The sequence below is a fragment of the Burkholderia sp. 22088 genome (genome assembly GCF_052045915.1).
Taxonomy (GTDB): domain Bacteria; phylum Pseudomonadota; class Gammaproteobacteria; order Burkholderiales; family Burkholderiaceae; genus Burkholderia; species Burkholderia cepacia.
This window is the reverse complement of the sequence record NZ_JBQEPY010000017.1, coordinates 106,956-127,826: the sequence shown is the minus strand read 5'-3', so window position 1 is coordinate 127,826 and position 20,871 is coordinate 106,956. Positions and strand designations below refer to the sequence as shown.

At 66.0% G+C, this 20,871-nt stretch carries 17 protein-coding genes; 15 read left to right on the top strand and 2 right to left on the bottom strand.

What is annotated here, in order from left to right; translation table 11 throughout:
* Window positions 1–9 precede the first annotated feature (9 nt).
* From ACTJLD_RS29370 to ACTJLD_RS29325, 10 genes are all read left to right on the top strand, one after another.
* Window positions 10–507, top strand: a complete 498-nt coding sequence (locus ACTJLD_RS29370; protein ID WP_059489278.1) for a hypothetical protein — start codon at window positions 10–12, stop codon at window positions 505–507.
* 740 nt (window positions 508–1,247) lie between these two features.
* Complete coding sequence (locus tag ACTJLD_RS29365) at window positions 1,248–4,091, top strand: type VI secretion system Vgr family protein (protein ID WP_440660281.1); 2,844 nt, start codon at window positions 1,248–1,250, stop codon at window positions 4,089–4,091.
* 2 nt (window positions 4,092–4,093) lie between these two features.
* Window positions 4,094–4,999 carry a DUF4123 domain-containing protein gene (locus tag ACTJLD_RS29360; protein WP_059492506.1) on the top strand — a complete coding sequence of 302 codons (906 nt, stop codon included), beginning with the start codon at window positions 4,094–4,096 and terminating at the stop codon, window positions 4,997–4,999.
* Window positions 4,999–7,677 carry a T6SS effector BTH_I2691 family protein gene (locus ACTJLD_RS29355; protein ID WP_060349544.1) on the top strand — a complete coding sequence of 893 codons (2,679 nt, stop codon included), beginning with the start codon at window positions 4,999–5,001 and terminating at the stop codon, window positions 7,675–7,677. The genes ACTJLD_RS29360 and ACTJLD_RS29355 overlap by 1 nt, the downstream gene beginning before the upstream one ends.
* Window positions 7,678–7,682: 5 nt before the next feature.
* The gene (locus ACTJLD_RS29350; protein ID WP_081052582.1) at window positions 7,683–8,759 is read left to right on the top strand and encodes a DUF6708 domain-containing protein; all 1,077 of its coding nucleotides are present in this window, start codon (window positions 7,683–7,685) and stop codon (window positions 8,757–8,759) included.
* Window positions 8,760–8,816: 57 nt separating this feature from the next.
* The gene (locus ACTJLD_RS29345; protein WP_440660278.1) at window positions 8,817–9,905 is read left to right on the top strand and encodes a DUF6708 domain-containing protein; all 1,089 of its coding nucleotides are present in this window, start codon (window positions 8,817–8,819) and stop codon (window positions 9,903–9,905) included.
* Window positions 9,906–9,995: 90 nt separating this feature from the next.
* Window positions 9,996–10,949: a dTDP-4-dehydrorhamnose reductase family protein gene (locus ACTJLD_RS29340; RefSeq protein ID WP_048029145.1), complete on the top strand. Its 954-nt coding sequence runs from the start codon at window positions 9,996–9,998 to the stop codon at window positions 10,947–10,949.
* A gap of 114 nt (window positions 10,950–11,063) precedes the next feature.
* Window positions 11,064–11,972 (top strand): LysR family transcriptional regulator, encoded by a 909-nt coding sequence (locus ACTJLD_RS29335; protein WP_027792138.1) that lies wholly within the window; start codon window positions 11,064–11,066, stop codon window positions 11,970–11,972.
* Between the two features lie 180 nt (window positions 11,973–12,152).
* Window positions 12,153–13,481 (top strand): MFS transporter, encoded by a 1,329-nt coding sequence (locus ACTJLD_RS29330; RefSeq protein WP_060198804.1) that lies wholly within the window; start codon window positions 12,153–12,155, stop codon window positions 13,479–13,481.
* 81 nt (window positions 13,482–13,562) lie between these two features.
* Window positions 13,563–14,546 (top strand): succinylglutamate desuccinylase/aspartoacylase domain-containing protein, encoded by a 984-nt coding sequence (locus tag ACTJLD_RS29325; RefSeq protein ID WP_059489286.1) that lies wholly within the window; start codon window positions 13,563–13,565, stop codon window positions 14,544–14,546.
* Between the two features lie 141 nt (window positions 14,547–14,687).
* On the opposite strand, the gene ACTJLD_RS29320 is transcribed toward ACTJLD_RS29325, so the two are convergent.
* Window positions 14,688–15,116 (bottom strand): VOC family protein, encoded by a 429-nt coding sequence (locus tag ACTJLD_RS29320; RefSeq protein ID WP_027792136.1) that lies wholly within the window; start codon window positions 15,114–15,116, stop codon window positions 14,688–14,690.
* Window positions 15,117–15,408: 292 nt separating this feature from the next.
* Between ACTJLD_RS29320 and ACTJLD_RS29315 the strand changes: the two genes are divergently transcribed.
* A complete protein-coding gene (locus ACTJLD_RS29315) occupies window positions 15,409–15,549 on the top strand; it encodes a hypothetical protein (RefSeq protein WP_155253152.1) in 141 nt (46 codons plus the stop codon).
* Here the strand turns inward: ACTJLD_RS29315 and ACTJLD_RS29310 are convergent.
* Window positions 15,546–15,818: a hypothetical protein gene (locus ACTJLD_RS29310; RefSeq protein WP_021160117.1), complete on the bottom strand. Its 273-nt coding sequence runs from the start codon at window positions 15,816–15,818 to the stop codon at window positions 15,546–15,548. The genes ACTJLD_RS29315 and ACTJLD_RS29310 overlap by 4 nt on opposite strands.
* Window positions 15,819–16,441: 623 nt before the next feature.
* Between ACTJLD_RS29310 and ACTJLD_RS29305 the strand changes: the two genes are divergently transcribed.
* The 4 genes from ACTJLD_RS29305 (at window position 16,442) to ACTJLD_RS29290 (ending at window position 20,864) form a co-directional block, all read left to right on the top strand.
* Window positions 16,442–17,014 carry a plasmid fertility inhibition factor family protein gene (locus ACTJLD_RS29305; RefSeq protein WP_027792134.1) on the top strand — a complete coding sequence of 191 codons (573 nt, stop codon included), beginning with the start codon at window positions 16,442–16,444 and terminating at the stop codon, window positions 17,012–17,014.
* Between the two features lie 253 nt (window positions 17,015–17,267).
* The gene (locus ACTJLD_RS29300) at window positions 17,268–18,617 is read left to right on the top strand and encodes a reverse transcriptase family protein (RefSeq protein WP_440660275.1); all 1,350 of its coding nucleotides are present in this window, start codon (window positions 17,268–17,270) and stop codon (window positions 18,615–18,617) included.
* A 371-nt stretch (window positions 18,618–18,988) separates the two neighbouring features.
* Window positions 18,989–19,318: an H-NS histone family protein gene (locus ACTJLD_RS29295; protein ID WP_027792132.1), complete on the top strand. Its 330-nt coding sequence runs from the start codon at window positions 18,989–18,991 to the stop codon at window positions 19,316–19,318.
* 298 nt (window positions 19,319–19,616) lie between these two features.
* Complete coding sequence (locus ACTJLD_RS29290) at window positions 19,617–20,864, top strand: MFS transporter (protein WP_440660273.1); 1,248 nt, start codon at window positions 19,617–19,619, stop codon at window positions 20,862–20,864.
* Window positions 20,865–20,871 lie beyond the last annotated feature (7 nt).

Here is a 20,871-nt window from a genome sequence, read left to right as displayed (position 1 = left end):
ATTCGAAGCATGAGGAAAATTTTGTTGGGCAGTGCGGTGGCATGCATATCGAGCCTGGTTTTTACCGCCTGTGCGGTTGCCACGTCGCACGGTCCGATTCGCCTGGACATCAGGCAGATCGACGGAAAGCCGGCTGCTTGCCTGCCGGCAAGTGACGACACGGGTTCCGACCCGATCCAGATCCGCGGGGTCGATGTGACGAGACAGACCGGCCCGGTCAGTCCCGTTGTCACGTATTGGGCGCTGGAGGTTCCGGGGAGTGCGCCGCCGGTTTATCTGAAGCGAGGCGAGTGTCTCGTCTATGGCCAGACCGTGGCCGGTGCGGTTGTGCGTGCGGCGCCGAGGGCGCTGGACATCAACAAGTTCTACAGCATCTCGATCGTACCGGGGGGGGACTATGGCCCGGTGTACAGCTCGGCGTTTTGCGTGATCAGGCAAGCGGGGGGCGGTGTCCGCATTGCGACGCCGGGGCAGGAGGGGAACCCGTGCGCGTCGGCAGGACACTGAGCGGTGCAACGGGCTCCGAGTCGTGGCGTACCGGCCGCGGATGATGACGCGGCCACGGTCGTGCCGAGCGCCGTTGCCGGGTTTCGATCATGGTGATGTCGGGCCACCACGAGTGCTCGATCACGTACTTGTGCCGTTCCGGGAGGATCCAGGGAATGCGGACACGCTTCCGAAGCAGCGCGCCGGGCCTGCTCGCGTCGCTGTCGTGCGCTGTCGCGCGCGATGGCAGCGTCGGAGGCGCCCGTCGAACCGGAGATCAGGCAGGTCGACGGAAACCCGGCCGCCTGCCTGTGAGTGACGCACGGGCCACGGGCAGAAGGCCTCATCCGGATCCGCTCGGTGGGTGTCGCCAGACCAACCGAACCGGCGAGTCCCGATGTGACTGCCCGGTGGTTCGAGATGCCGGCCGGGGCCGAACCCGTTTACCGGAGGCCTGGCGAGTGTCTGGTGTACGGGCAGACGGTGAAGGGTGCAATCGTTCGCACGCCGCCCAGACCGCTGGATCTCGGCCGGCCCTGCTCCGTCTCGATCATTCCGGGCGGGGATTCCGGCCCGGTTTATGGCGCGGCGTTCTGTGCGCTCAGGCAGGCCGGTGGAGGTGTGCATATCGCAGTGCCGCAGCAAGGCCGGAATCCATGTGCCGTCGCTCAGTGACCGGCTTGCGGGAATGAACCGTTGTCCGTTGGCCACGACACGAGGCGGAGCGAACCGCGTGCGTCGTACCTAAAACGAACCCATTCATGTCGATGAATATGGACGTTCTGAAAAAACTCGCCGGAGGCTGGTCGCAGCACGACCGGTTTCTCCGGGTCACCACGCCGCTGGGCGCGGACGCGCTGGTCGCCGAGAGCCTGCTGGGGTGGGAGGCGGTCGATCACGGCGGCTACCGGTTCCAGTTGACGGCATTGTCGGGAAACGCGGCGCTGCCGCTGGAGCGGCTGATCGGCGCGACGATCCTGATCGAATGGCGGGCGCGGGAAGGCAGCGACGTCCGCCGCCCCGTGCACGGTCACATCATTGCGGCGGAGCGGATCGGCCACAACGGCGGGCTGGCCCGCTTTCGCCTCGAGGTCGAGCCGTGGCTCGCGGTGCTCCGTCAGCGCGTCGATCACTACAATTTCCAGAATGCCAGCGTGCTCGACATCAGCGAGCAGATTTTCGGCTATCACAATGCGGGCAGCGTGGTGCCCGCATGGCGCTGGGCCCTGACCGATCCCTCCAGATACCGCAAACGGAGCCTGACCACTCAGGCCGGCGAATCCGATTTCGATTTCCTGAAGCGCCTGTGGGCCGAGGAGGGCATCTTCTACTGGTTCGAGCATGCCGGTGACGCCCACGCGTCCACCCTCGGCAAGCACACGCTCGTGCTCGCCGATTCGAACCAGCACTTCACGCCGGACAAGCCGAAGGTCATCGGCTTTCACCAGGCGAGCGACGGCGATCCCGCGGGCAGCATCCAGCACTTCATGACCGCACGTCGCTGGCGTATCGGCCGGGTTGCCCGCGCCAGCTGGGATCACCGTACGCTGTCGAACCGGTTGACCGGCGCGCAGGCCGACGGCGTCGCGATGGCCGGCGAAGACCGCGACGTCGCCGGCCCTTACGCGTACCAGACCGCGGCACTCGGCGATCAGCGCGCGCGCCAGCAACTCGACGCGCAGCGCGTCGCCGCGACGTGCAGCGAAGGACGCAGCACCTGCATGACATTGCATCCGGGAATGCGTTTCGCGGTCGACGGGCATCCGGCGCTGAAGGCGTCGGATGCATTCGTGTGCCTGCGCGTTCAGCACAGCGTGCGCGCGAATGTCGATGCCGACGTTCACGCCGCGATCGGGCAGACGCTCGGCGACATACCGCCGATGCTGGATACCGGCGTGAACGAATACGGTGTCGCCGATGCGCTGCACGCCTCGCTCGGCAGCGGGACGCACGACGGCGCGCCGCTGGTGGGCAACGAAGCGGTCTATGCGAACAGCTTCGTCGCATTGCCGGCCGGACAGACGTACCGGCCGCTGATCGACGGCGGTCACGGCGCGCGCTCGCACCCGGTGGTGGCCGTACAGGGCGCGCAAACGGCGATCGTCGTGGGCGCGGGCGATCCGGTTCACACCGATCGCGATCACCGCGTCCGGATCCAGCACCATGCGCAGCGCGGGCAGAAGGCCGCGAGTCTCGCGGATCATCCGCACGTGGCGAACGCGCCTGCCGATCGGAATGCCGGTACATGGACGCGCGTGCTGACGCCGGTCGGCGGCGACAATTGGGGCGGCGTGAGCGTGCCGCGCGTCGGGCAGGAAGTATGGGTCGAATGGCTCGAGGGACAACCGGACCGTCCGGTGGTGGTGGGCTCGCTGTACAACGGCCAGGGCAATGCCGATGCGCAGCACAATGCGCAAGCGGGCGGTCCGGCCGGCAGTACCGGCAATGCGGCCGCGTGGTTCGCGGGCAACGGCCACCCCGCGGCACTGACGGGCATCAAGACGCAGGACCTGAACCTGAGCCAGCAGGGAACGGGCGGTTATCGCCAGTTCCTGCTCGACGACACTGCCGGCGAGGCGAGCGCGCGTCTTTATACGACGGATCACCGCAGCGGGTTGACGCTTGGGCATCTCAAGCAGATACAGGACAACCGGCGGCAGGCCGATCGCGGGTATGGCATGGAGTTGACGACCGACGCTGCCGCCGCATTGCGCGGTGGCTCGGGCATGTTCGTCAGCGCGGCGCGCGGCGTCAGCCAGATGGATGCGAGCGCGTCGGGCCAGGTGCTGACGCAGAACCGTCAACTGCTCGACGGTCTCGCGGAGGCGGCGCGCGCGCAAGGCGCCGAGCCGATGCAGCCCGCCGCGAGCGTCGGCGCCGGGCCGGAAGATACGGGGCACGCGACGGGGGCAGGCGCGTCGACGCAATCGGCTGCCGTGGCCGGGTTGCGGCGGAGCGAGCAGGCGCTCGCCGCGACGCGCGACGGTCGAACGTCCGCCCAGGCCGGCGGTGGCGGCGGTCGCGCCGCGGCATGGTCCAGTCCGCATGTCGTCGCGCACGGCGCGGACGGTCTCGCCGCCGTGACGCCAGGCAGCCAGGTCTGGGTGTCCGGAACCGAGACCGTGCTGAGCGCCGGCCAGGATCTGCAATGGACGGCCAAGGGCAAGACGACCCTGGCAGCGACGCACGGCATTGCGTTCTATACGCAGGGCAACGCCGCGGACGAGCGCCCCGTCGCCGGGCAAGGCATCGCGTTGCACGCGGCCTCCGGCGCGGTGAACCTGCAGGCGCAGAATGCGGGCACGCTCGGCGCGGCCGCGCAGCAGGCGGTCGTGTTGTCGAGCAGCCAGGGCGCGGCGAATCTGCAGGCGCCGAAGCGTCTGCTGCTGAACGCCGCGAAAGCGTACCTGAAGATGGAGGGCGGCAATATCGAGGTCGGCGCGCCGGGGCGGGTGGAATTCAAGTCGGCGCAGCGCGAACTGACCGGGCCGCGCGGCGCAGGAGGGCAAACCTCGCTCGGCAGCAGCAACGCGAAGGATTGCCAGTTGCGCCTGTCGGGAGCGGCCGCGAGCCATGACAGCATCGTCATGCTGCCGGCGGGCTGACGATGGAACGTATCGACTTCGATGGTCACGCGCTCGATGCGCGCCATGTCTTGCTGCTCGACCCGTTGCAGGGCGACGAGGACGCGATGGTGGCGTGGCAGGACTTTCCGTTGCGTGCGCTGGCACCGCCCGGGTTCGACGCGCAGTCGCGGCAGTTGCCGTCCCTGCTGGCCTGGGGCGACTTGAGCGACGCGCAGCGCACGCAGGCGTTGCGCCTGCTGACCGATCGCGACGAGGCGATCGCCGCGTCGTCGTGCGTCGGGCTGCTGCAGTCCGATGCGGTGCCGGCCCATGTGCGCGCGCATCTGCGGCAATTGCTCGTGCCGCATTTTCCCGATGGGGCGCGCGGCGTATTCCGCTTCTACGATCCGGTCGTGTTCCTGCACCTGGGCTGGATGCTCGATGCCGGCCAGCGGTCCGTGCTGTTCGGGCCGGTATCCGTGTGGACGTTCCCGTCGGGCGGTGCGTGGTTTGCGCAGTCGACGCCGTCGCAGGGATCGCATCACGTGCGTTTCGCGCCGGGCGAGCCCATGTGGCGCCGTATCGGGCGTATCGGGGCGGTGCACGCCGTGCTCGAAACCGAGCCCGCGTGGCGCGCCGAGCCGGTGCTGTACGGGCCGCAGGTCGAAGCGTGGCTCGTCAAGGCCGAAGCGCGTGGCCTGAGCGAACGCGACGACCTCGTCGCGTTCGCGCGGCACGGGATGTTGAAGCATCCCGGATTCGATACGCATCCCGAAGTCATTGCCATGTTGCAGCAGTGTGCGGGGCACCCCACCCGTTACCGGCGCCTCACGTCGCTCTGGAGCGATGATGACTGGCAGGCCATCGTTCGGGATCTCGAGCGAGCGGCCGATGCGAAACGCGTTGCACCGGCGAATACCGATCACTCGACGCAAGGAGCGAGTTGATGACGACACCCTGCCCCTTCTGTGAAAAGAAAGGCCTGCCGATCCTGCCGATCCGCTACGGCATCGCACCGACGAAGACGTTCGGGAGCTACAAGGTCCCCCACCAGCCACCCGACGCGACAGCGCTGCTGGGGCCCGCGGAGGTGCCGCTGAACGTCAGCGAGACCCTCTATACGGGGCGCACGTTGCGCCCTGGCTACCTGTACCTGTTCTACGAGACGCACCATTACTGGGAAGCGTACGCCGTCGATGAATCCGGAGTCCTGTCGATCGTGCCGCTCGTAGACGACAGGCCGCCGGGCGGCGAGCGTTTCCACGAGAGCTGCAAACGGGATGCGATCAAGCTGGCCAATGCGTCGGTGGTCACGATCCAGGATCCCGACAGCGCGGGAAAGGTCTGGTTCGGGTTTTCCGATGCGTGGTGGACCAAGGCGATTCGCGACAAGAATGAGAAATTGCTCGCGAGCGAACGGGAGAAGTTCATGCGTCTCGTCGATATCGCCGCCTGGTACAACGACGGCAAGCCCCGGGCGCCGCAACCCGCTCACGCGTTCCAGATCTACCAGGTCGACATGATCGTCGCCGAATATGCGATGAAGCTGGTCGACGAGGTCAGCGCGTTGCGATGGAGCCCGTTCCTGTGTCGCGACATCCTGTCCGCCACGACGCTCAAGACGGTGTGCGACGGGTTGGCGCCCGCGAAGGGGCTGGTGCTGGCGCTTCAGGATCCGGCCGGCATCGCGCAGGAAATTCCGGCGTACATGAATGCGCGATGGGAAGGGTTCTCGGACCAGTGGAAGCGGCCGACCGACCTGGATACCAACCTGACGAACCTGCAGGCCGCGGTCGAACGTCAGGCCGAGATGAATCTGTACAACAGCCGGGTTCGGAAATCGCAGGACGATTACAACCAGCTGGTCAATAGCGGCGGGACGGCTTTCCTGCTCGAAAGTTATCGCAAGCAAATGCAGCCGCTGCTCGACGAGGCCAGGAAAGTGAAGTTTACGGCGGCGGACCTCGAGCACGCGCGCAATGAGGCGTGGGGCAAGTACGACAAGCTGATCAATCGCAACCTGCGCAACACGTATCGGCAGCAGTACGCGAAGGCGTCCGACGAATACGACAACCGGATCATGCGGCCGCTGGCGGAAGCCCACGTGGCGTGGATGCGAAGCGCCGGCATGACGACGGTGTTCGATTACCACTTCGACGCGAAGGACATCAACACCGGGGTCGGCTTCACCGCGCTGTTTGCTGCGTGTGTGATGGGGACGGGCGGCTACGGGCCGTGCGTGAAGCTCTACGACGAATGGTTGAAGGGCGGCATGGCGGCTCACAACCTGATATGGCGATCGCTGTTCTTCAACCATTCCGAACTGAAGGCCCACGCTGCGCAGGTCAGCGGGGGCGCGCAGAAGGACGACGGCAAGACGGCCGATACGGCCAACCATCTGCCGAATCCCGGTAAATGGTCGAAGCTGTTTTCGCTGTACAAGACCGTGATCAGCAAGCTCAAGATGGCGGGGGAAAACGCGTACAAGACCATCGACAGCAAGAATACGCTGCCGGAACTGATCGTGGAGCTCGGGCCGAGGATGGTGGCCGTGATCAAGGGACGCGATCCGGCGTCCGAGGACCTGAAGACGGTACTGGGGATGCACGCAGGCATGCCGGTCCAGCGGTTGCAGGTGGTGGGCACGCGGCGCGACGTGTTCAGCGCGATGCACCAGGCACTGGAAACCCTGCAGCCTGCCGCGAGCGGTCCGGACAAGGCCGATCGGGCGATGATCGTGCAGGCGCGGATGGCCATCCTGGAAGAGGAGGCGAAGAAGGCCGGCTACAGCCTCGACGAGGAAGTCAGGTCGTGGAACCTGCTGCTGGACGCCAGCGAGGCCGACAAGGATGCGTTGTATCGGCTGCCTTCCGACGCGCAGGGCAAGCTCGCGGCCGACCGGGTGCTGTCGCTCGGGAAGGCGCCGGGCGCGGAGGTGGTCACGAAGATACCGGTCAACAGCTATATGGGTACGGTGCTGCGCTATGCGCGGTCGCCCGGCATGCTTGCGTCGGTGTCGCTGGTGTTTTCGACGCTGGGGTGGGCGACTGCCCAGGACGCGATGGGGACGGCGCTGAAGAGCGAGGACGGGCGTGTGGGATGGGCATTCAGGTCCGCGACGGTCGGCCTGGTGGGAGGCACGCTGGATCTGGTCAGCACAGGCATCAAGTCGGCCGGGGTGAGGCGATTGCCGTTGCTCGGGCCGGTGGCGAAGAGTCTGGGGGGCGGGTTTCTGCGCTATGTAAAAGTGGGTGGCGCGGGTGCGAGTGTTGTCGTGATGTGGATTGCAGCGGGTATAGATGCCGTAAGCGCCTGGGAGGCAATCAAAAACAAAGAGTTCGGGATGCTTTCCTTGTATGCGGTACGCGGTGGCCTGGAGGTCGCACTTGCAGTGTCATTGACGCGAGTTTGGATCGTTGCAATCATCAGTGGCGCTGAGGTGGAGGCATTAGGCCCGCCAGCATGGATTGCGACAGCAATCGTTCTGGTGCTTAGCGTGGTGATCGACCTTTTCAAGGATCCGCCCACCTTGACATGGACGCGAAATTGCATGTGGGGGCCGGCCAATAGCTATCAGGATGGCCCGGAGGAGCAAGACAACTTCCAGAAGGCAACAACGGGATAGGCTGTATGAGCGATGAATCGTCGATGAAGGCCTACTGGGGCCAGTTGTTTGATAAGCGCTACTGGCGGGAGGTGGTCATTGGTTTGCCGCCGAGGGATCCTTGGGCCCCGACAGCCGAGATGCTTGCTTACGTCCTCAATAAAGCAAAGCCAACGAAAGTAGATTGCCCACCGGCTTCGCTGGACATGGTAGTCATACGCAACGAAACCTACATGGAAGTAGCCGACAGTCAGTATGCCCGGCGTGGTTTCGGTGGATTGATATTTTCATTGTTTGAATTGCCAATTATTTCTTTCCTGGCTATCCCTTTTTATGGATTTTTGAAATATGAAATAACACTTCCTCTGGTTTTGGCTTCCTTGCTGATTTTTCTATTGTTCGTCCCTTTGTCGATATGGGTGGGATATCAATGGAAGCAAGACATGTTGGGCTACACCTACAAGCCGATTCGGCTGGTGCGCTCGACACGCACGGTTCATGTTTTCCAGCACGCCGGCCCCGGCGGCACCTGGTCTCTGGATTGGGATAAGCTGGTGTTCTGCCTGAAGAAGAGCGGGCTGAACTGGGGTGTGCTCGGCTATTTGCCGGACGAGAACGGTCAGGCGACGCATGCTTTTTATCTCGGCAACGTCATGCCGGTTCACCCGAGCGGTATGCGAGCGGACGAACCGTTGCTTGCACACTGGGAATACTTCCGCCGCTACATGGAGGAAGGGCCGGCGAGTGTGCCTGCTCCGGATTATCTGCTGCCGATCGAAAACCGGCGCGAGCCGTTCCTTTACGGCGTGTACCGCCTATGGCAGATGTTCGGCCCGTTCGCGGTGTTGTTCGCACCGATCACGACGCTGGCGGGCCTGTTCCGCTGGGTGGCCATGCGCATGAGCCGTTTGCCGCGCTGGCCGGCGGAGGTGGTCGCGCAATGCCAGGTGTCCCCGGATGATGCAACCGCGCCGCCCAAGAAGAAAGCGACGGACAACAGCGTGTCCGTTGCCATGGGTGTCGTGCTGATGCTGGCGCTGGACGTCGTGTTGTTCTGGTTGCTGTTTACACGCGTGTTCGAAATCGATCGTCTCTTTACTTGAAGCTCCTGAATTTCGAGCGGCGTCACCGATCAAGCAGACAAAAACGCGGGCACCGACATGAGCGACGACGCATCAGCAAAGGCCTATTGGGGCCAACTGTTCAGCAAGCGCTACTGGCTCGAAGCCGAGTTCGGAATGCTGCCGAAGGAACCATGGGCGCCGACGGGCGAAATGCTGGCGTACGAACTCGGCAAGACGAAGCCAGCACGGATCACGGGGCAGCCGACGTCGCTGGATATGGCCGTGTCGTACAACGCAACCTATCTGGAAGTCGCCGATAGCCGATACATGCGACGCGGCTTCGGCGGGATGGTGTTCACGCTTTTGCTGGCGCCACTTCTGTTTGTCGACATGCTGGTATTGATCTCGGTCTTTACCAACCGGTTCGATTCGATTGCTCTTTCGCTGGTGCTGCTGGCGTTGCTTGTGATAGTCGGCGCCCCATTGCTCCTCATGATCGGCTATCAATGGAAGCAGGACATGTTGAGCTACACCTACAAGCCGATCCGGTTGGTGCGCTCCACACGCAAGGTGCACGTGTTCCGGCATAACGGCCCCGGCGGCGTATGGTCGCTCGATTGGGACAAACTGGTGTTTTGCCTGAAGAAGGGGGGACTGAACTGGGGTGTGCTCGGTTATTTGCCGGACGCGGACGGGCAAGTGACGCATGCGCTCTACCTGGGCGCGGTCATGCCGGTTCACCCGAAGGGTATCGGGCCGGACGAGCCCTTGCTCGCGCACTGGGAATACTTCCGCCGCTACATGGAGGAAGGGCCGGCGAGCGTGCCTGCTCCGAATTATCTGTTGCCGATCGAAAACCGCCGTGAACCGTTCCTTTACGGCGTGCATCGCCTATGGCAGATGTTCGGCCCGTTCGCGGTGCTGTTCGCGCCGCTCACGACACCGGCCGGCCTGTTCCGCTGGCTCGGCATGCGCATGAGCCGTTTGCCTCGCTGGCCGGCGGAGGTGGATGCGCAATGTCGAGTGGCGCCGGAGGACGCAATCGTGCGGCCGGCGAAGAAGACCTACAGCCGTGTTTCGGTCGCGCTGGGTACGGTGGCGATGCTTGCGCTCGATGCGATATTGCTGTGGCTGCTGTTCACGCAGGTGTTCGGCGCCGATCGCCTCCTTGCCCACGGTTCCTGAGAAGGCGGGCATGCAGCCGACGTGTCAGGGGAGTCGACATCGGATGCCTGTTCTTGTATAGATTGGGGAATCCCCGTTCTCCTTTCACAGATGGCTACCGTACCGCAATCGACCGTCCTTCTCATCGGCGCCGCCGGCCTCCTCGGCCGCGCGGTTGCCGCATCGCTGTCCCGCGAGTCTTCGTTAAACCTCGTCGCGACGATCCGCAACCCGCACGGCGCAGGCGCAAAACGCCTTGCGTTGCCGGCGGAAAACCTCGCCGAACTCGACGTCCTCGACGAGCCGGCCCTCGAACACCTTTTCGCCACCCGCCAGCCGGCCGCCGTGATCATCTGCGCGGCTGAACGCCGCCCGGACGTCTGCGAACGCGATCCTGACGGCGCACGCGCAATCAACGTCACCGCCCCAGCGCGCATCGGCGCGCTCGCCGCGCGCCACGGCGCATGGACGCTCGGCATCTCCACCGACTATGTCTTCGACGGCAAGGCCGCTCCGTACCGCGAGGATGCCACCCCGAATCCGCTGAACATCTACGGCCGCACGAAGCTGGAAGGCGAGGCGGCGCTCCTCGCCGCGTCGCCGCTGTCGTGCGTGCTGCGCCTGCCGCTGCTGTACGGCCCGATCGTCGACTGGAGCGAATCGGCCGTCACGAGTCTCGTGCCGGCGATCGCCGCGTCCGCACGGCCGGGCGCCGACGCGGTCGGCATGGACGCCTGGGCGATCCGTTACCCGACCTATACGCCCGACGTCGCGGACGTCATCCGCGACCTGACATTGCGCCATCTCGCGGGTGCGTCGATCACGGGCATCCGTCACTGGTCGGGCGAGGAGCCGATGACGAAGTACGACATTGCGCAGCGGATCGCGGCCGCGCTCGGCATCGAAGCATCGCTCACGCGGATCGACCAGCCGACCGACGCGACGCCGCGTCCGTACGATTGCCATCTGGACGCATCGCGCGTGCGTGCAGCCGGGATCGATCACGCGACGCCTTTCGATATCGCGCTGCGCGCCGTGCTGCGCGATGCGCCGCAGACGCTGTAGGATCGGGCGCCGCGCCGCGCCGCGTGATCCGCAGCCGTCCATGGCGGCAGCCGCGCGCCGGAGGCGGCCCGCGCGCACCGGCCGGCCCATCATCGCCCACCCAGGAGCCCAGCCATGCAACTGAAATGGCTCGAAGACTTCGTCGAACTCGCGCGCACGCGCAGCTTCACCCGCGCGGCGGAGAACCGGTTCGTCACGCATCCGGCGTTCGGCCGCCGTATCCGGTCGCTCGAGGAGTGGGTCGGCGCGCGCCTGATCGCGCGCACGAAGCCGCTCGAACTGACGGCGGCGGGTACCGTGTTTCTCGATGCGGCATCGAACGCGCTCGACGTCCTGCACGGCGCCCGCACGCAACTCCAGGAAGCGTCGCCGGTGCTGGAGAACAACCTGCGAATCGCGACCGGCCGCACGCTCTCGGCCACCTTCTTCCCCGACTGGTACGACGAGACCGTCGCGCGCGCCGGTTTTTTTACGGCGACCGTGTCGACCGGCAGCGCGGAGGAAGCGATCCTGCAGCTCACGGCCGGCGACGCCGACATGCTGATCGTCTATTCGAGCCCGCATACGCGGCTGCTGATCGACCGCGACCGCTTCGACTGGCTGTCCGTCGCGCGCGAAGTGCTGGTGCCGGTCAGCGCGTTCGATGCGCGCGGCAGCGTGCGCTACCGGCTGCCGGCCGGGCAGGCGCCGGTGCCGTGGCTCGCGTTCGCGCGCACGCTGACCCTGCGCGCGGTGCTGGCACGCCATCTCGCCGAAATGCCCGGCCGCCCGACGCTGCGGCCCGTGTACCAGGCCGACTCGTACGAAGCGATCCTCGCGATGGCGCGCCGCGGGCTCGGCCTGGCGTGGCTGCCGCAGCGGCTCGTCGCCGACGACGTGCGGCGCGGCGAGCTCGCGATCGTCGGGGGCGCCGACTGGCAGATCGGCTTCGACATTGCGCTGTACCGGCGACGGAACGACCCGCACCCGGTACTGGACGCGATCTGGCGCACCGCGCCGGCCCGCGACGACGGCGCCGCATAGCCTCCGCGTGCAGCGCCCGCGCGGCCTGCGCGCCGATCGGCACGATTGCGTGCCGAAACGGCACGAACGCCCGCCCCGCGTTGCCTACACTCCGCGCTTGACTGGCCCGAACGGCCGCCGGCAAAGCCGCGCGCCGTCTTTCAAAATCCTGACGGCCAGCATTACCGGAGGAGCAAAGGGATGACCCGCACTACACACGGCGCGACGCCGGCCCCGCATAACCCGTGGCGCGAGATCTGCGCCGCGAGCATCGGCAACGCGCTGGAGTTCTACGATCTGCTGATCTACGGTTACTTCGCGATCGTCATCGGCCAGCTGTTTTTCCCCACGCACGACGCGGCGACTTCGCTGCTGCTGTCGGTCGGCACGTTCGGCATTTCGTTCGTCACGCGTCCGCTCGGCTCGATCGTGCTCGGCAGCTACGCCGACCGCGCAGGCCGCAAGGCATCGCTGACGATGTCGATCGGGCTGATGATGCTCGGCACCGCGATGATCGCGTTCGCGCCGACGTATGCGCAGATCGGCATCGCGTCGCCGTTGCTGATCATCGTCGCGCGGATGCTGCAGGGTTTCTCGACGGGCGGCGAATTCGGCGCGGCGACCGCGTTCATGGTCGAGCAGGCCGATGCGAAGCGCCGCGGCTTCTTCGCGAGCTGGCAGATGTCGACGCAGGGGCTCGCGACGGTGCTCGCGGCCGGCGTATCGGCGCTGCTGAGCCTGCTGCTGACGACCGACCAGCTGCACACGTGGGGCTGGCGCGTCGCGTTTTCGGTCGGGTTGCTGATCGGCCCGGTCGGGCTCTACATTCGCCGCAACATCGACGAACCGGCCGATTTCCGCCGGCTGGGCGAGCAAGGGCGCGCGAAGTCGCCGCTGCGCGACGTGTTCGTGCGCGATCGCGCGAACATGCTGCTCGGCGCGGGGGTGGTCGCGACGGCCACGGCCTTCAACTACGTGCACAAGCTGTACATGCCGACGTACGCGGTCAAGCAGCTGCATATCCCGGCCACGTCGTCGTATCTCGGCGCGGTCGTCACGGGCGCGATGCTGATGGTCGCCGCGCCGGTCGTCGGGCATCTGTCGGACCGTTTCGGCCGCATCCGCGTGATGCTGATCGCACTGATCCTGGTCGGCGTGACGACGTGGCCGCTGTTCGTCATGCTGAACCGCTATCCGACGGTCGAGACGCTGCTCGCGGTCCAGGCGCTGGTCGGCCTGCTGATCGCGGTGAGCCTCGCGCCGCTGCCGGCGCTGCTCGCCGACATCTTCCCGACGAGCACGCGCGGCACGGGCCTCGCGCTGTCGTACAACTTCTCGGTGACGCTGTTCGGCGGCTTCGCGCCGCTGATCGTGACCTGGCTGATCGACGCGACGCACAACAAGCTGGCGCCGAGTTTCTACGTGATGGCGACGGCCGTGCTCGGGATCACGTCGGTGATTTCGCTCGGCCGCCGGATGCGCGGCACGGCGGCCGCCGCCGCGCCATCGACACGCGCGACCGGGGCGTGACGCGCCGGCCGCAAACCCGATTCCGGCGCAGCCGGCACACGCCGGCCGTGCCTTTCCCGAACCTTGTTGAGCCTTTCCGACATGACCACGCTTGAAGCCATCCGCGCCGCCTTGCCGGCCTATCCGATCGAAGTGGCCTTCCCCGACATCTCGCGCTGGCGCGCGGGCAATACGGGCATCGACTATCTGCATACGTTCGACAGCGGCCGGCCCGGCAAGCACGTGATGATCCTCGCGCTGACGCACGGCAACGAAGTCAGCGGCGCGATCGCGGTGGATACGTTGCTGGCCGCGGGCCTGCAGCCGGTTGCGGGCCGGCTGTCGCTCGGCTTCGGCAACGTGGGCGCCTACGAGCACTTCAGCGCGGAGAACGCCGATGCGACGCGCTACCTCGACGAGGACATGAATCGCGTGTGGACGCCGGCCGCGCTCGACGGCACGCGCGACAGCCGCGAGCTCGCGCGTGCGCGCGCGATGCGTCCGCTGCTCGATACGGTCGACCTGCTGCTCGACATTCATTCGATGCACGAAGCGTCCGCGCCGCTGATGATGACCGGGCCGCTCGAGAAGGCGATCGCGCTGGCGGCCGCAATCGGCACGCCGGAGCACGTGATCATTGATCGCGGCCATGCGAACGGCACGCGGCTGCGCGACTACGGCGGCTTCGGCGACGCGGCGAGCGCGAAGAATGCGCTGCTGATCGAGACGGGCCAGCACTTCGCCGCGAGCGCGCGTGACGTCGCGCTCGACAGCGCGGCGCGCTTCCTGCTGCATGCGGGCGTGGTTGCGCGCGACGACGTCGCGGCCTTCCTCACGCAGGCCGTGCCGGTGCGGCAGAAATTCGTCGAGATCACGGAGCCGGTCGTCGCGCGTTCGATGGATTTCCGGTTCTCGCAACCGTTCACGGGGCTCGAGGTGATCGGGAAGGCCGGCACCGAAATTGCCCGCGACGGCGACCATGTGATCGTCACGCCGTACGACAACTGCGTGATCGTGCAACCGTCGATGCGGCATCTCGGCGTGAACGTCACGATGATGCGGCTGGGGCGCTTGCTGGATCGGTGACGTCGCCGGTGGCGGACCGCCGGGAGGCGGCCCGCGCGGTCGCGCTTCTCAGCCGATGCGTGGTGGGCCATGCCGCATGCGATTCACGCATCGGCGAGGGCGGCGCAGACCGAACAGCCAGGGCGCCCGTGCATCGATGTGCTATGCGTGTCGCTTCGGGTTCCACGCCTTGTGTACGAATTCGAGGCGGTTGCCGTCGAAGTCGGCTACGTTGGCGGCGTAGTAGCCGGGGGCGAAGTAGGTACGATCCGCCGGTTTCCCCTCGTCAATCCCGCCGGCCTTGATCGCGGCGGCGTAGGCAGCGTCGACCAGTTCATTGGTATCGCAGACGATCCCGACGTAAAGCCCGGTCTCGCCGGGATGACGTTTGCGCAGCCAGATGCTCGATCCGACTCCCGCTCCCTTGCCGTACACGTCGTCGCCGATGCCGTAAAGATCGGGGACGCTTTCCGGGCCCGAGGCGGAGTCGTAGTTGCCGAAAATGCTCCAGCCGAGCGGCTTCAAGGCTTCAGCGTAGAAGGCCAGTGATTTTTCGATGTCGGTGACTGAGATGTAAACGTGGTCGATCATTGGGCGCCTTCGACGGGGATGGGTACGGTCTGCGCATGGCGATATCCGACAGCCGGGCGTCTGCTCGTGGCCGGGCCCCGACGGTCGCCGACGCAGGGATGCCTGATGCTACGGCCGTGCATGCGCTTTCACAAGCCGCACATGGAATCACGCGCGAGCCTGGCGCAACGAACCGGGCATCCGGCTCGGCGTGAACGTCACGATGATGCGATGGAGGCGACAAACGCCGGACGACGCCTGAATCGCAATGGCAAGCCGGCCGGCTTCGTCGGTACCCGGACGGGAATGGCAGATGGATGAACAGGTAGCGGGCATGCAGGTGCGATGTCGCGCAGTATCGGCACCCCAGCCCGCGGTGGTGCTGGATTCAGACCGTCAATCCAGCACCGGGCTTCACGTATCGATAATCGTCGAGCGCTTCAAGATCGATTAACGAATCGCAAAGCGGGTCGCCGGTGAGCCATTCGCGCAATTATTTCCATAGATAAAAAGATTTCTGTTTTCAGAATATGCCTGGTAAATAATCGAATAAACTTCCTTGGCACTGAACGAGTAGACGCCATCGTTGATCGTCACCAGCAGGTTGCCGGTGGTGTCGGTTTCGATCTTGTCGATCTTGCCGGCTTTGCAAAGCGCCTGTGCGGACGCGCACGTGGAGGCGAGCATCAGTGCTGAAAACAGCACGGTTGCAATCTTCTTCATGACTTTCCTTTGGAATTGAATGAAATGATGCGATCTGACGACGTCGGCCACGTCCGGAAAGACATGTCTGTCCTTCCGGATTGCTGATTCGCAAGCGTCTGGAAATCAACGGGGCCTGGCAAGCTGGAACTTTGCGACAAAGCACGAATGAAATGATTCGTGCTGCGCCTCCGTTACCTCTTTGATTTTTGAATCGCGGTGTTGCGGCGCACAACACAGACTATTTATTTGGGTTTGAGGGCGCCAATCGAATTAATTTATCGTTAATGGAATTCGATAATTTTTGTTTGAATTTGATTTAGTTGAATTCTGGGTGGAGTTGTTTTTATTTTTTGATTGTTTCGATATTCAAATAATCGGCGACGAATATTGAGGCGATGATCGATGGTGGTGCCGGCGCGGCAGGCGAAGCGCATGGGCGTTCATGGGGTTCGATTGATCGAGCGCGGGAGGAATCCCTGGCACGAAGCGACTCGTGCCCGAACGGAAAGGCGCTACACTGCGCGGGTTCCCGGGCACACCGGGCGCGCCGGGGCGTCGGGCACACGGTTTGCCGACACGCGACGATGGTTTCGCCCGCACCCCGGCTCATTCGAACAAATCACGAGAGCAAGAGAGGGCCCATGCTGACACGTCTTCGTATCGGTCTCGATCGTGCGCGCGACCTGCGCGAAGCGGGACGACCGTCTCCCGTCCACCCACGGCCGCAGGCGAGCGAACTGGTCGACCTCAGCGCGCAGCGCGCGATGTGGCGTGTCGCCGTTCCGGGCCAGGCCGACTGCTACATGGCGGCGACGCCCGCCGAAACGGAGCGCTACGTCGTGCATCTCGACGCGCAGACGTTCTACGGCCTGTGGCTCGGCACGAGCCCGAGATTCCCGCAGCCGAACTCGCAGGACTGCGTGCCGCGCCGCGTCATGCCGCTCGACAGCAAGTACGCGTCGGCCGCCGCCGCGTTCCGGGCCGGCCGCCTCGAACCGGTGGCGCTGCCGCCGGTCGGCTACTGGATCGAGGGAGGCGGGTACGAAGTCGCGATGAGCAATGGCATGACGCGCACCTTCTGGCTGCTCGCCAACCGCGTGCGGTCGTTTCCGGTCAGCGTCGACAACGCGACCTGGGCCACGATGCTGAACAACATGGCCGGTGTCGGCGTCGCGCCGATTGCGTACCGCGAACTGTTTTCCCGGCGCGCGTAAGTCGGTCGTCGCGATCCGGCCGCGCCGGATCGCCCCGGTTTGACACGCCGCGTTCGCGGCCTTTAAAGTCGCATCGCGGGCCGGTGGGTCAAGCTCACGCCCGGAACAGGCAGCCGATGTTCCAGGACTACGGGGCTACCCCGTGGATCAGATCGACATCCCGATGCGTCGCAAGGAGCGCCGTTGCGCGTTGCGCAACGTGACTCCTCGCAGTACCCGTCACGTTGGCTCATCGTCCCGCCCATCCTTTTCCATGTCTTCATCCCTGCGCGATACCACCCGCACGATTGCCGAGGCGATGCTGGCCGGTGCGCCCGAACGTGCCGGCGTCCTGTCCCGGATGGCGGCGGTGCTCGGCGGCGCGCCGCCGTGGACTCACGAAGTCGCGGACACCGCGCTCTTACGCTTCGGCGCGCGCTGGGCCGATGTCGACATCGATGCGCTTGCGGCGCACCTCGCCGATGCGCCGCCGTTCGTGCTCGCGTGGTACGGCAGCGACCGGCCCGCCGCGATCCGCGTCGTGCGGCTGCCGCTCGTCCAGCTGCCGTTGCCGGCGCCGCTGGCCGGCTGCGACGTGCCGCAATGGGCGACGCCCGGCGATCTCGCCGACTGGCTCGGCGTGCGCGTGCCGGAACTCGACTGGCTGTCCGACCATTGGCGCGTCGACGCGCGCAGCGGCGCCACGCCGTTGCATCACTACACGTACGTGGCGCACGACAAGCGCAGCGGCGGGTGCCGCCTGGTCGAGATCCCGAAGGGCCGGCTGCGCGAAGCGCAGCGCCGCATCCTGCACGGGCTGCTCGACCGCATCGCGCCGCACGGAGCGGTGCACGGTTTTCGCAAGGGGCACGGGATCGTGTCGTTCGCGGCGCCGCATGCCGATCGCGATATCGTCGTCCGTTTCGACCTCGCGGATTTCTTCGTATCGATACGCGCCGCGCGCATTCACGCGCTGTTCGTCACGCTCGGATACCCGGCCGAAGTCGCGCGCACGCTTACCGGGCTGTGCACCAACCGCGTGCCGTCCGCGCGGCTGCTCGCACCGGATCTGCGCGACCGGTTCGACTGGATCGGCCGCCAGCGCTACCGCGAACGGCATCTGCCGCAGGGGGCGCCGACGTCGCCGGCGCTGGCGAACCTGAGCGCCTTCCGGTTCGACATGCGGCTCGCCGCGCTCGCGCGTTCGCTCGATGCAACCTACACGCGTTATGCCGACGATCTCGCATTTTCCGGCGGCGGTGCGCTGGCGCGCGACGTCGAGCGGCTGCAGGTGCGCGTTGCCGCGATCGCGCTCGAGGAGGGCTTTGCGCTGCACCTGCGCAAGACGCGCGTGATGCGGCGCGGCATGCGCCAGCAACTCGCCGGCGTGGTCGTCAATCGTCATCCGAACCTGGCGCGCGATGAGTTCGATCTCCTGAAGGCCATCCTGACCAACTGCATCCGGAGCGGGCCGGCGGCGCAGAATCGCGATGCGCGTCCGGACTTCCGCGCGCATCTCGCCGGGCGCGTCGCGCATGCGGCCGCGCTGAACGCGGCGCGCGGCGCGAAGCTGCGCACGCTGTTCGACAGGATCGCGTGGGACGCCTGCGACGTCGGTCTGTAAGCGGCTGAAAAGCGATCGACGAGCGGCCGAAAAGCGACCAAAAAGCGGCCGGGTCCGGATCGACGCCGGCCGACGACTTCTGCATCGCGATGCCGTGCACTGCTATCATTCGCGCCATGCCGCGCCAGTGCCTGGTGCGGCGCCTACTTGCCGCAGTCGTTCGCCCGTGCCTTCGTATGCGGCGGGCTGCGCGTTGCCGGGCCGGTTCAGTCTGTCATCGATTGACGCGCGACGTCGTTTAGTGCGTATCGCGCAAGCCACGCCGGCTCAGGCAAACGATACATACATTTGACAGCACCCATCGGCGGAACTTCGTGGTAGGTTCCGCCATCGGAGCTTTTTGCGAAAACATGCCCAAAGAGGATGAATACATGACCCAGGCCCTGCAGGAACTCGAAGCACAACTTCGGGACCTGAATATCAAGCTGTCGGATGCGAAGCAGAAGGAGAAGCAGGCCGCGCTCGCGGCATTCAAGGAACAGGTCGAGCTTTTGGGAATTTCGCAGCAGGAAGTGCTGAGCGCGCTCGGTTATATCGTCCAGCGAAAACGCAAGGCGCCTGCCAAGTACTACGATCCGACGACCGGCCGCTCATGGTCGGGCCGCGGCCCGCGGCCGAAATGGCTCGAAGGCAAGGATCTCGACACGCTCGCCGTCGACCGCGAGGCCAAGACCTGGTGGCCCGGAGACGACCAGGGCTGAAGCCGGCCAGGCTGCCGGACCCTCCGGCGCCCTCCGGCTCGCGCAAGCGGGCCGGCCGGCAACCTGCTCCCCCCCACGTAGTCGTTCATCCGGTGTCCGGCCTGGCCGCGACATCGCCGGCTTCACCGCCGACACCGGCCCGCCGTTTTTCCCTCCCGTTCATGACCCGCAGGTTGCCGCCATGCCGTCCCGCAGGCGGGTGCCGGCGCGCGCGGACCCTCGCCACTGGCCGACCTGCCGGCCCTTCGTTCGCGGGCACAGGCCTTAGAATGTCGCCGGACAATCGTGGCGGGACACCATGGCAGCAAACATGAAATCTCCGACGCTCGGCGGCCCGTCGGCCCCGCGCGTCGAGCAGGTCGGCGCGTACGCGTGGAAAGCGCTGGCCGGATCGGCGATCGGCTATGCGATGGACGGCTTCGACCTGCTGATCCTCGGCTTCATGCTGCCGGCGATCACGGCGGCGCTGCACCTGACTCCCGGGCAGGGCGGCGCGCTCGTCACCTGGACGCTGATCGGCGCTGTCGCCGGCGGCATCCTGTTCGGTGCGCTGAGCGACCGCTACGGGCGCGTGCGCGTGCTGACCTGGACGATCCTGCTGTTCGCGGTCTTCACCGGGCTGTGTGCGTTCGCACAGGGCTTCCGGGATCTGCTCGTCTACCGCACCATCGCGGGCATCGGGCTGGGCGGCGAGTTCGGGATCGGCATGGCGCTCGCGGCGGAAGCGTGGCCGGCCAGCAAACGCGCGCGCGTGTCGTGCTACGTCGCGCTCGGCTGGCAGGCCGGCGTGCTGTTGGCCGCCCTGCTGACGCCGTTTCTGCTGCTGCACATCGGCTGGCGCGGGATGTTCCTGGTCGGCGTGCTGCCCGCGCTGCTCGCGTGGGCAATGCGCAACAAGCTGCACGAGCCGGAAGCGTTCGTGCAGCGCGCGGCGCAGCCGAAGGCCAACGCGTTCCGCCTGCTCGTCGCGGACGGCCGCACCGCGCGCACGAGCCTCGGCATCGTGATCCTGTGTTCGGTCCAGAACTTCGGCTATTACGGGATCATGATCTGGCTGCCGACCTTCCTGTCGAAACAGATGGGTTTCTCGCTGACGAAGTCGGGGGTGTGGACGGCGGTGACGGTCGTCGGGATGATGATCGGCGTCTGGGTGTTCGGGCAACTGGCCGACCGCATCGGGCGCAAGCCGACGTTCCTGCTGTACCAGCTCGGCGCGGTGGCGACGGTCATCGCGTATGCGCAGCTGTCGGACCCGACGGCGATGCTGTGGGCCGGCGTGCTGATGGGCATGTTCGTCAACGGGATGGTCGGTGGCTACGGGACGCTGATGTCGGAGGGTTATCCGACGGCCGCACGCGCAACCGCGCAGAACGTGCTGTGGAACATCGGCCGCGCGGTGGGCGGCTTCGGCCCGGTCGCGGTCGGCGCGCTTGCCGCGCACTATTCGTTCCAGACGGCCATCGCGATGCTCGCCGGCCTCTACGTGCTCGACATGGTCGCGACGCTGTTCCTGATTCCCGAGCTCAAGGGCGTCGAGCTCGAATGAGCGCGGC

Excerpts from the sequence above, each read along its gene's own strand:
- ACTJLD_RS29370 (WP_059489278.1), top strand. The coding sequence starts at position 10 with ATGAGGAAAATTTTGTTGGGCAGTGCGGTGGCATGCATATCGAGCCTG.
- ACTJLD_RS29365 (WP_440660281.1), top strand. The coding sequence starts at position 1,248 with ATGTCGATGAATATGGACGTTCTGAAAAAACTCGCCGGAGGCTGGTCG.
- ACTJLD_RS29360 (WP_059492506.1), top strand. The coding sequence starts at position 4,094 with ATGGAACGTATCGACTTCGATGGTCACGCGCTCGATGCGCGCCATGTC.
- ACTJLD_RS29355 (WP_060349544.1), top strand. The coding sequence starts at position 4,999 with ATGACGACACCCTGCCCCTTCTGTGAAAAGAAAGGCCTGCCGATCCTG.
- ACTJLD_RS29350 (WP_081052582.1), top strand. The coding sequence starts at position 7,683 with ATGAGCGATGAATCGTCGATGAAGGCCTACTGGGGCCAGTTGTTTGAT.
- ACTJLD_RS29345 (WP_440660278.1), top strand. The coding sequence starts at position 8,817 with ATGAGCGACGACGCATCAGCAAAGGCCTATTGGGGCCAACTGTTCAGC.
- ACTJLD_RS29340 (WP_048029145.1), top strand. The coding sequence starts at position 9,996 with ATGGCTACCGTACCGCAATCGACCGTCCTTCTCATCGGCGCCGCCGGC.
- ACTJLD_RS29335 (WP_027792138.1), top strand. The coding sequence starts at position 11,064 with ATGCAACTGAAATGGCTCGAAGACTTCGTCGAACTCGCGCGCACGCGC.
- ACTJLD_RS29330 (WP_060198804.1), top strand. The coding sequence starts at position 12,153 with ATGACCCGCACTACACACGGCGCGACGCCGGCCCCGCATAACCCGTGG.
- ACTJLD_RS29325 (WP_059489286.1), top strand. The coding sequence starts at position 13,563 with ATGACCACGCTTGAAGCCATCCGCGCCGCCTTGCCGGCCTATCCGATC.
- ACTJLD_RS29320 (WP_027792136.1), bottom strand. The coding sequence starts at position 15,116 with ATGATCGACCACGTTTACATCTCAGTCACCGACATCGAAAAATCACTG.
- ACTJLD_RS29315 (WP_155253152.1), top strand. The coding sequence starts at position 15,409 with ATGGATGAACAGGTAGCGGGCATGCAGGTGCGATGTCGCGCAGTATCG.
- ACTJLD_RS29310 (WP_021160117.1), bottom strand. The coding sequence starts at position 15,818 with ATGAAGAAGATTGCAACCGTGCTGTTTTCAGCACTGATGCTCGCCTCC.
- ACTJLD_RS29305 (WP_027792134.1), top strand. The coding sequence starts at position 16,442 with ATGCTGACACGTCTTCGTATCGGTCTCGATCGTGCGCGCGACCTGCGC.
- ACTJLD_RS29300 (WP_440660275.1), top strand. The coding sequence starts at position 17,268 with ATGTCTTCATCCCTGCGCGATACCACCCGCACGATTGCCGAGGCGATG.
- ACTJLD_RS29295 (WP_027792132.1), top strand. The coding sequence starts at position 18,989 with ATGACCCAGGCCCTGCAGGAACTCGAAGCACAACTTCGGGACCTGAAT.
- ACTJLD_RS29290 (WP_440660273.1), top strand. The coding sequence starts at position 19,617 with ATGGCAGCAAACATGAAATCTCCGACGCTCGGCGGCCCGTCGGCCCCG.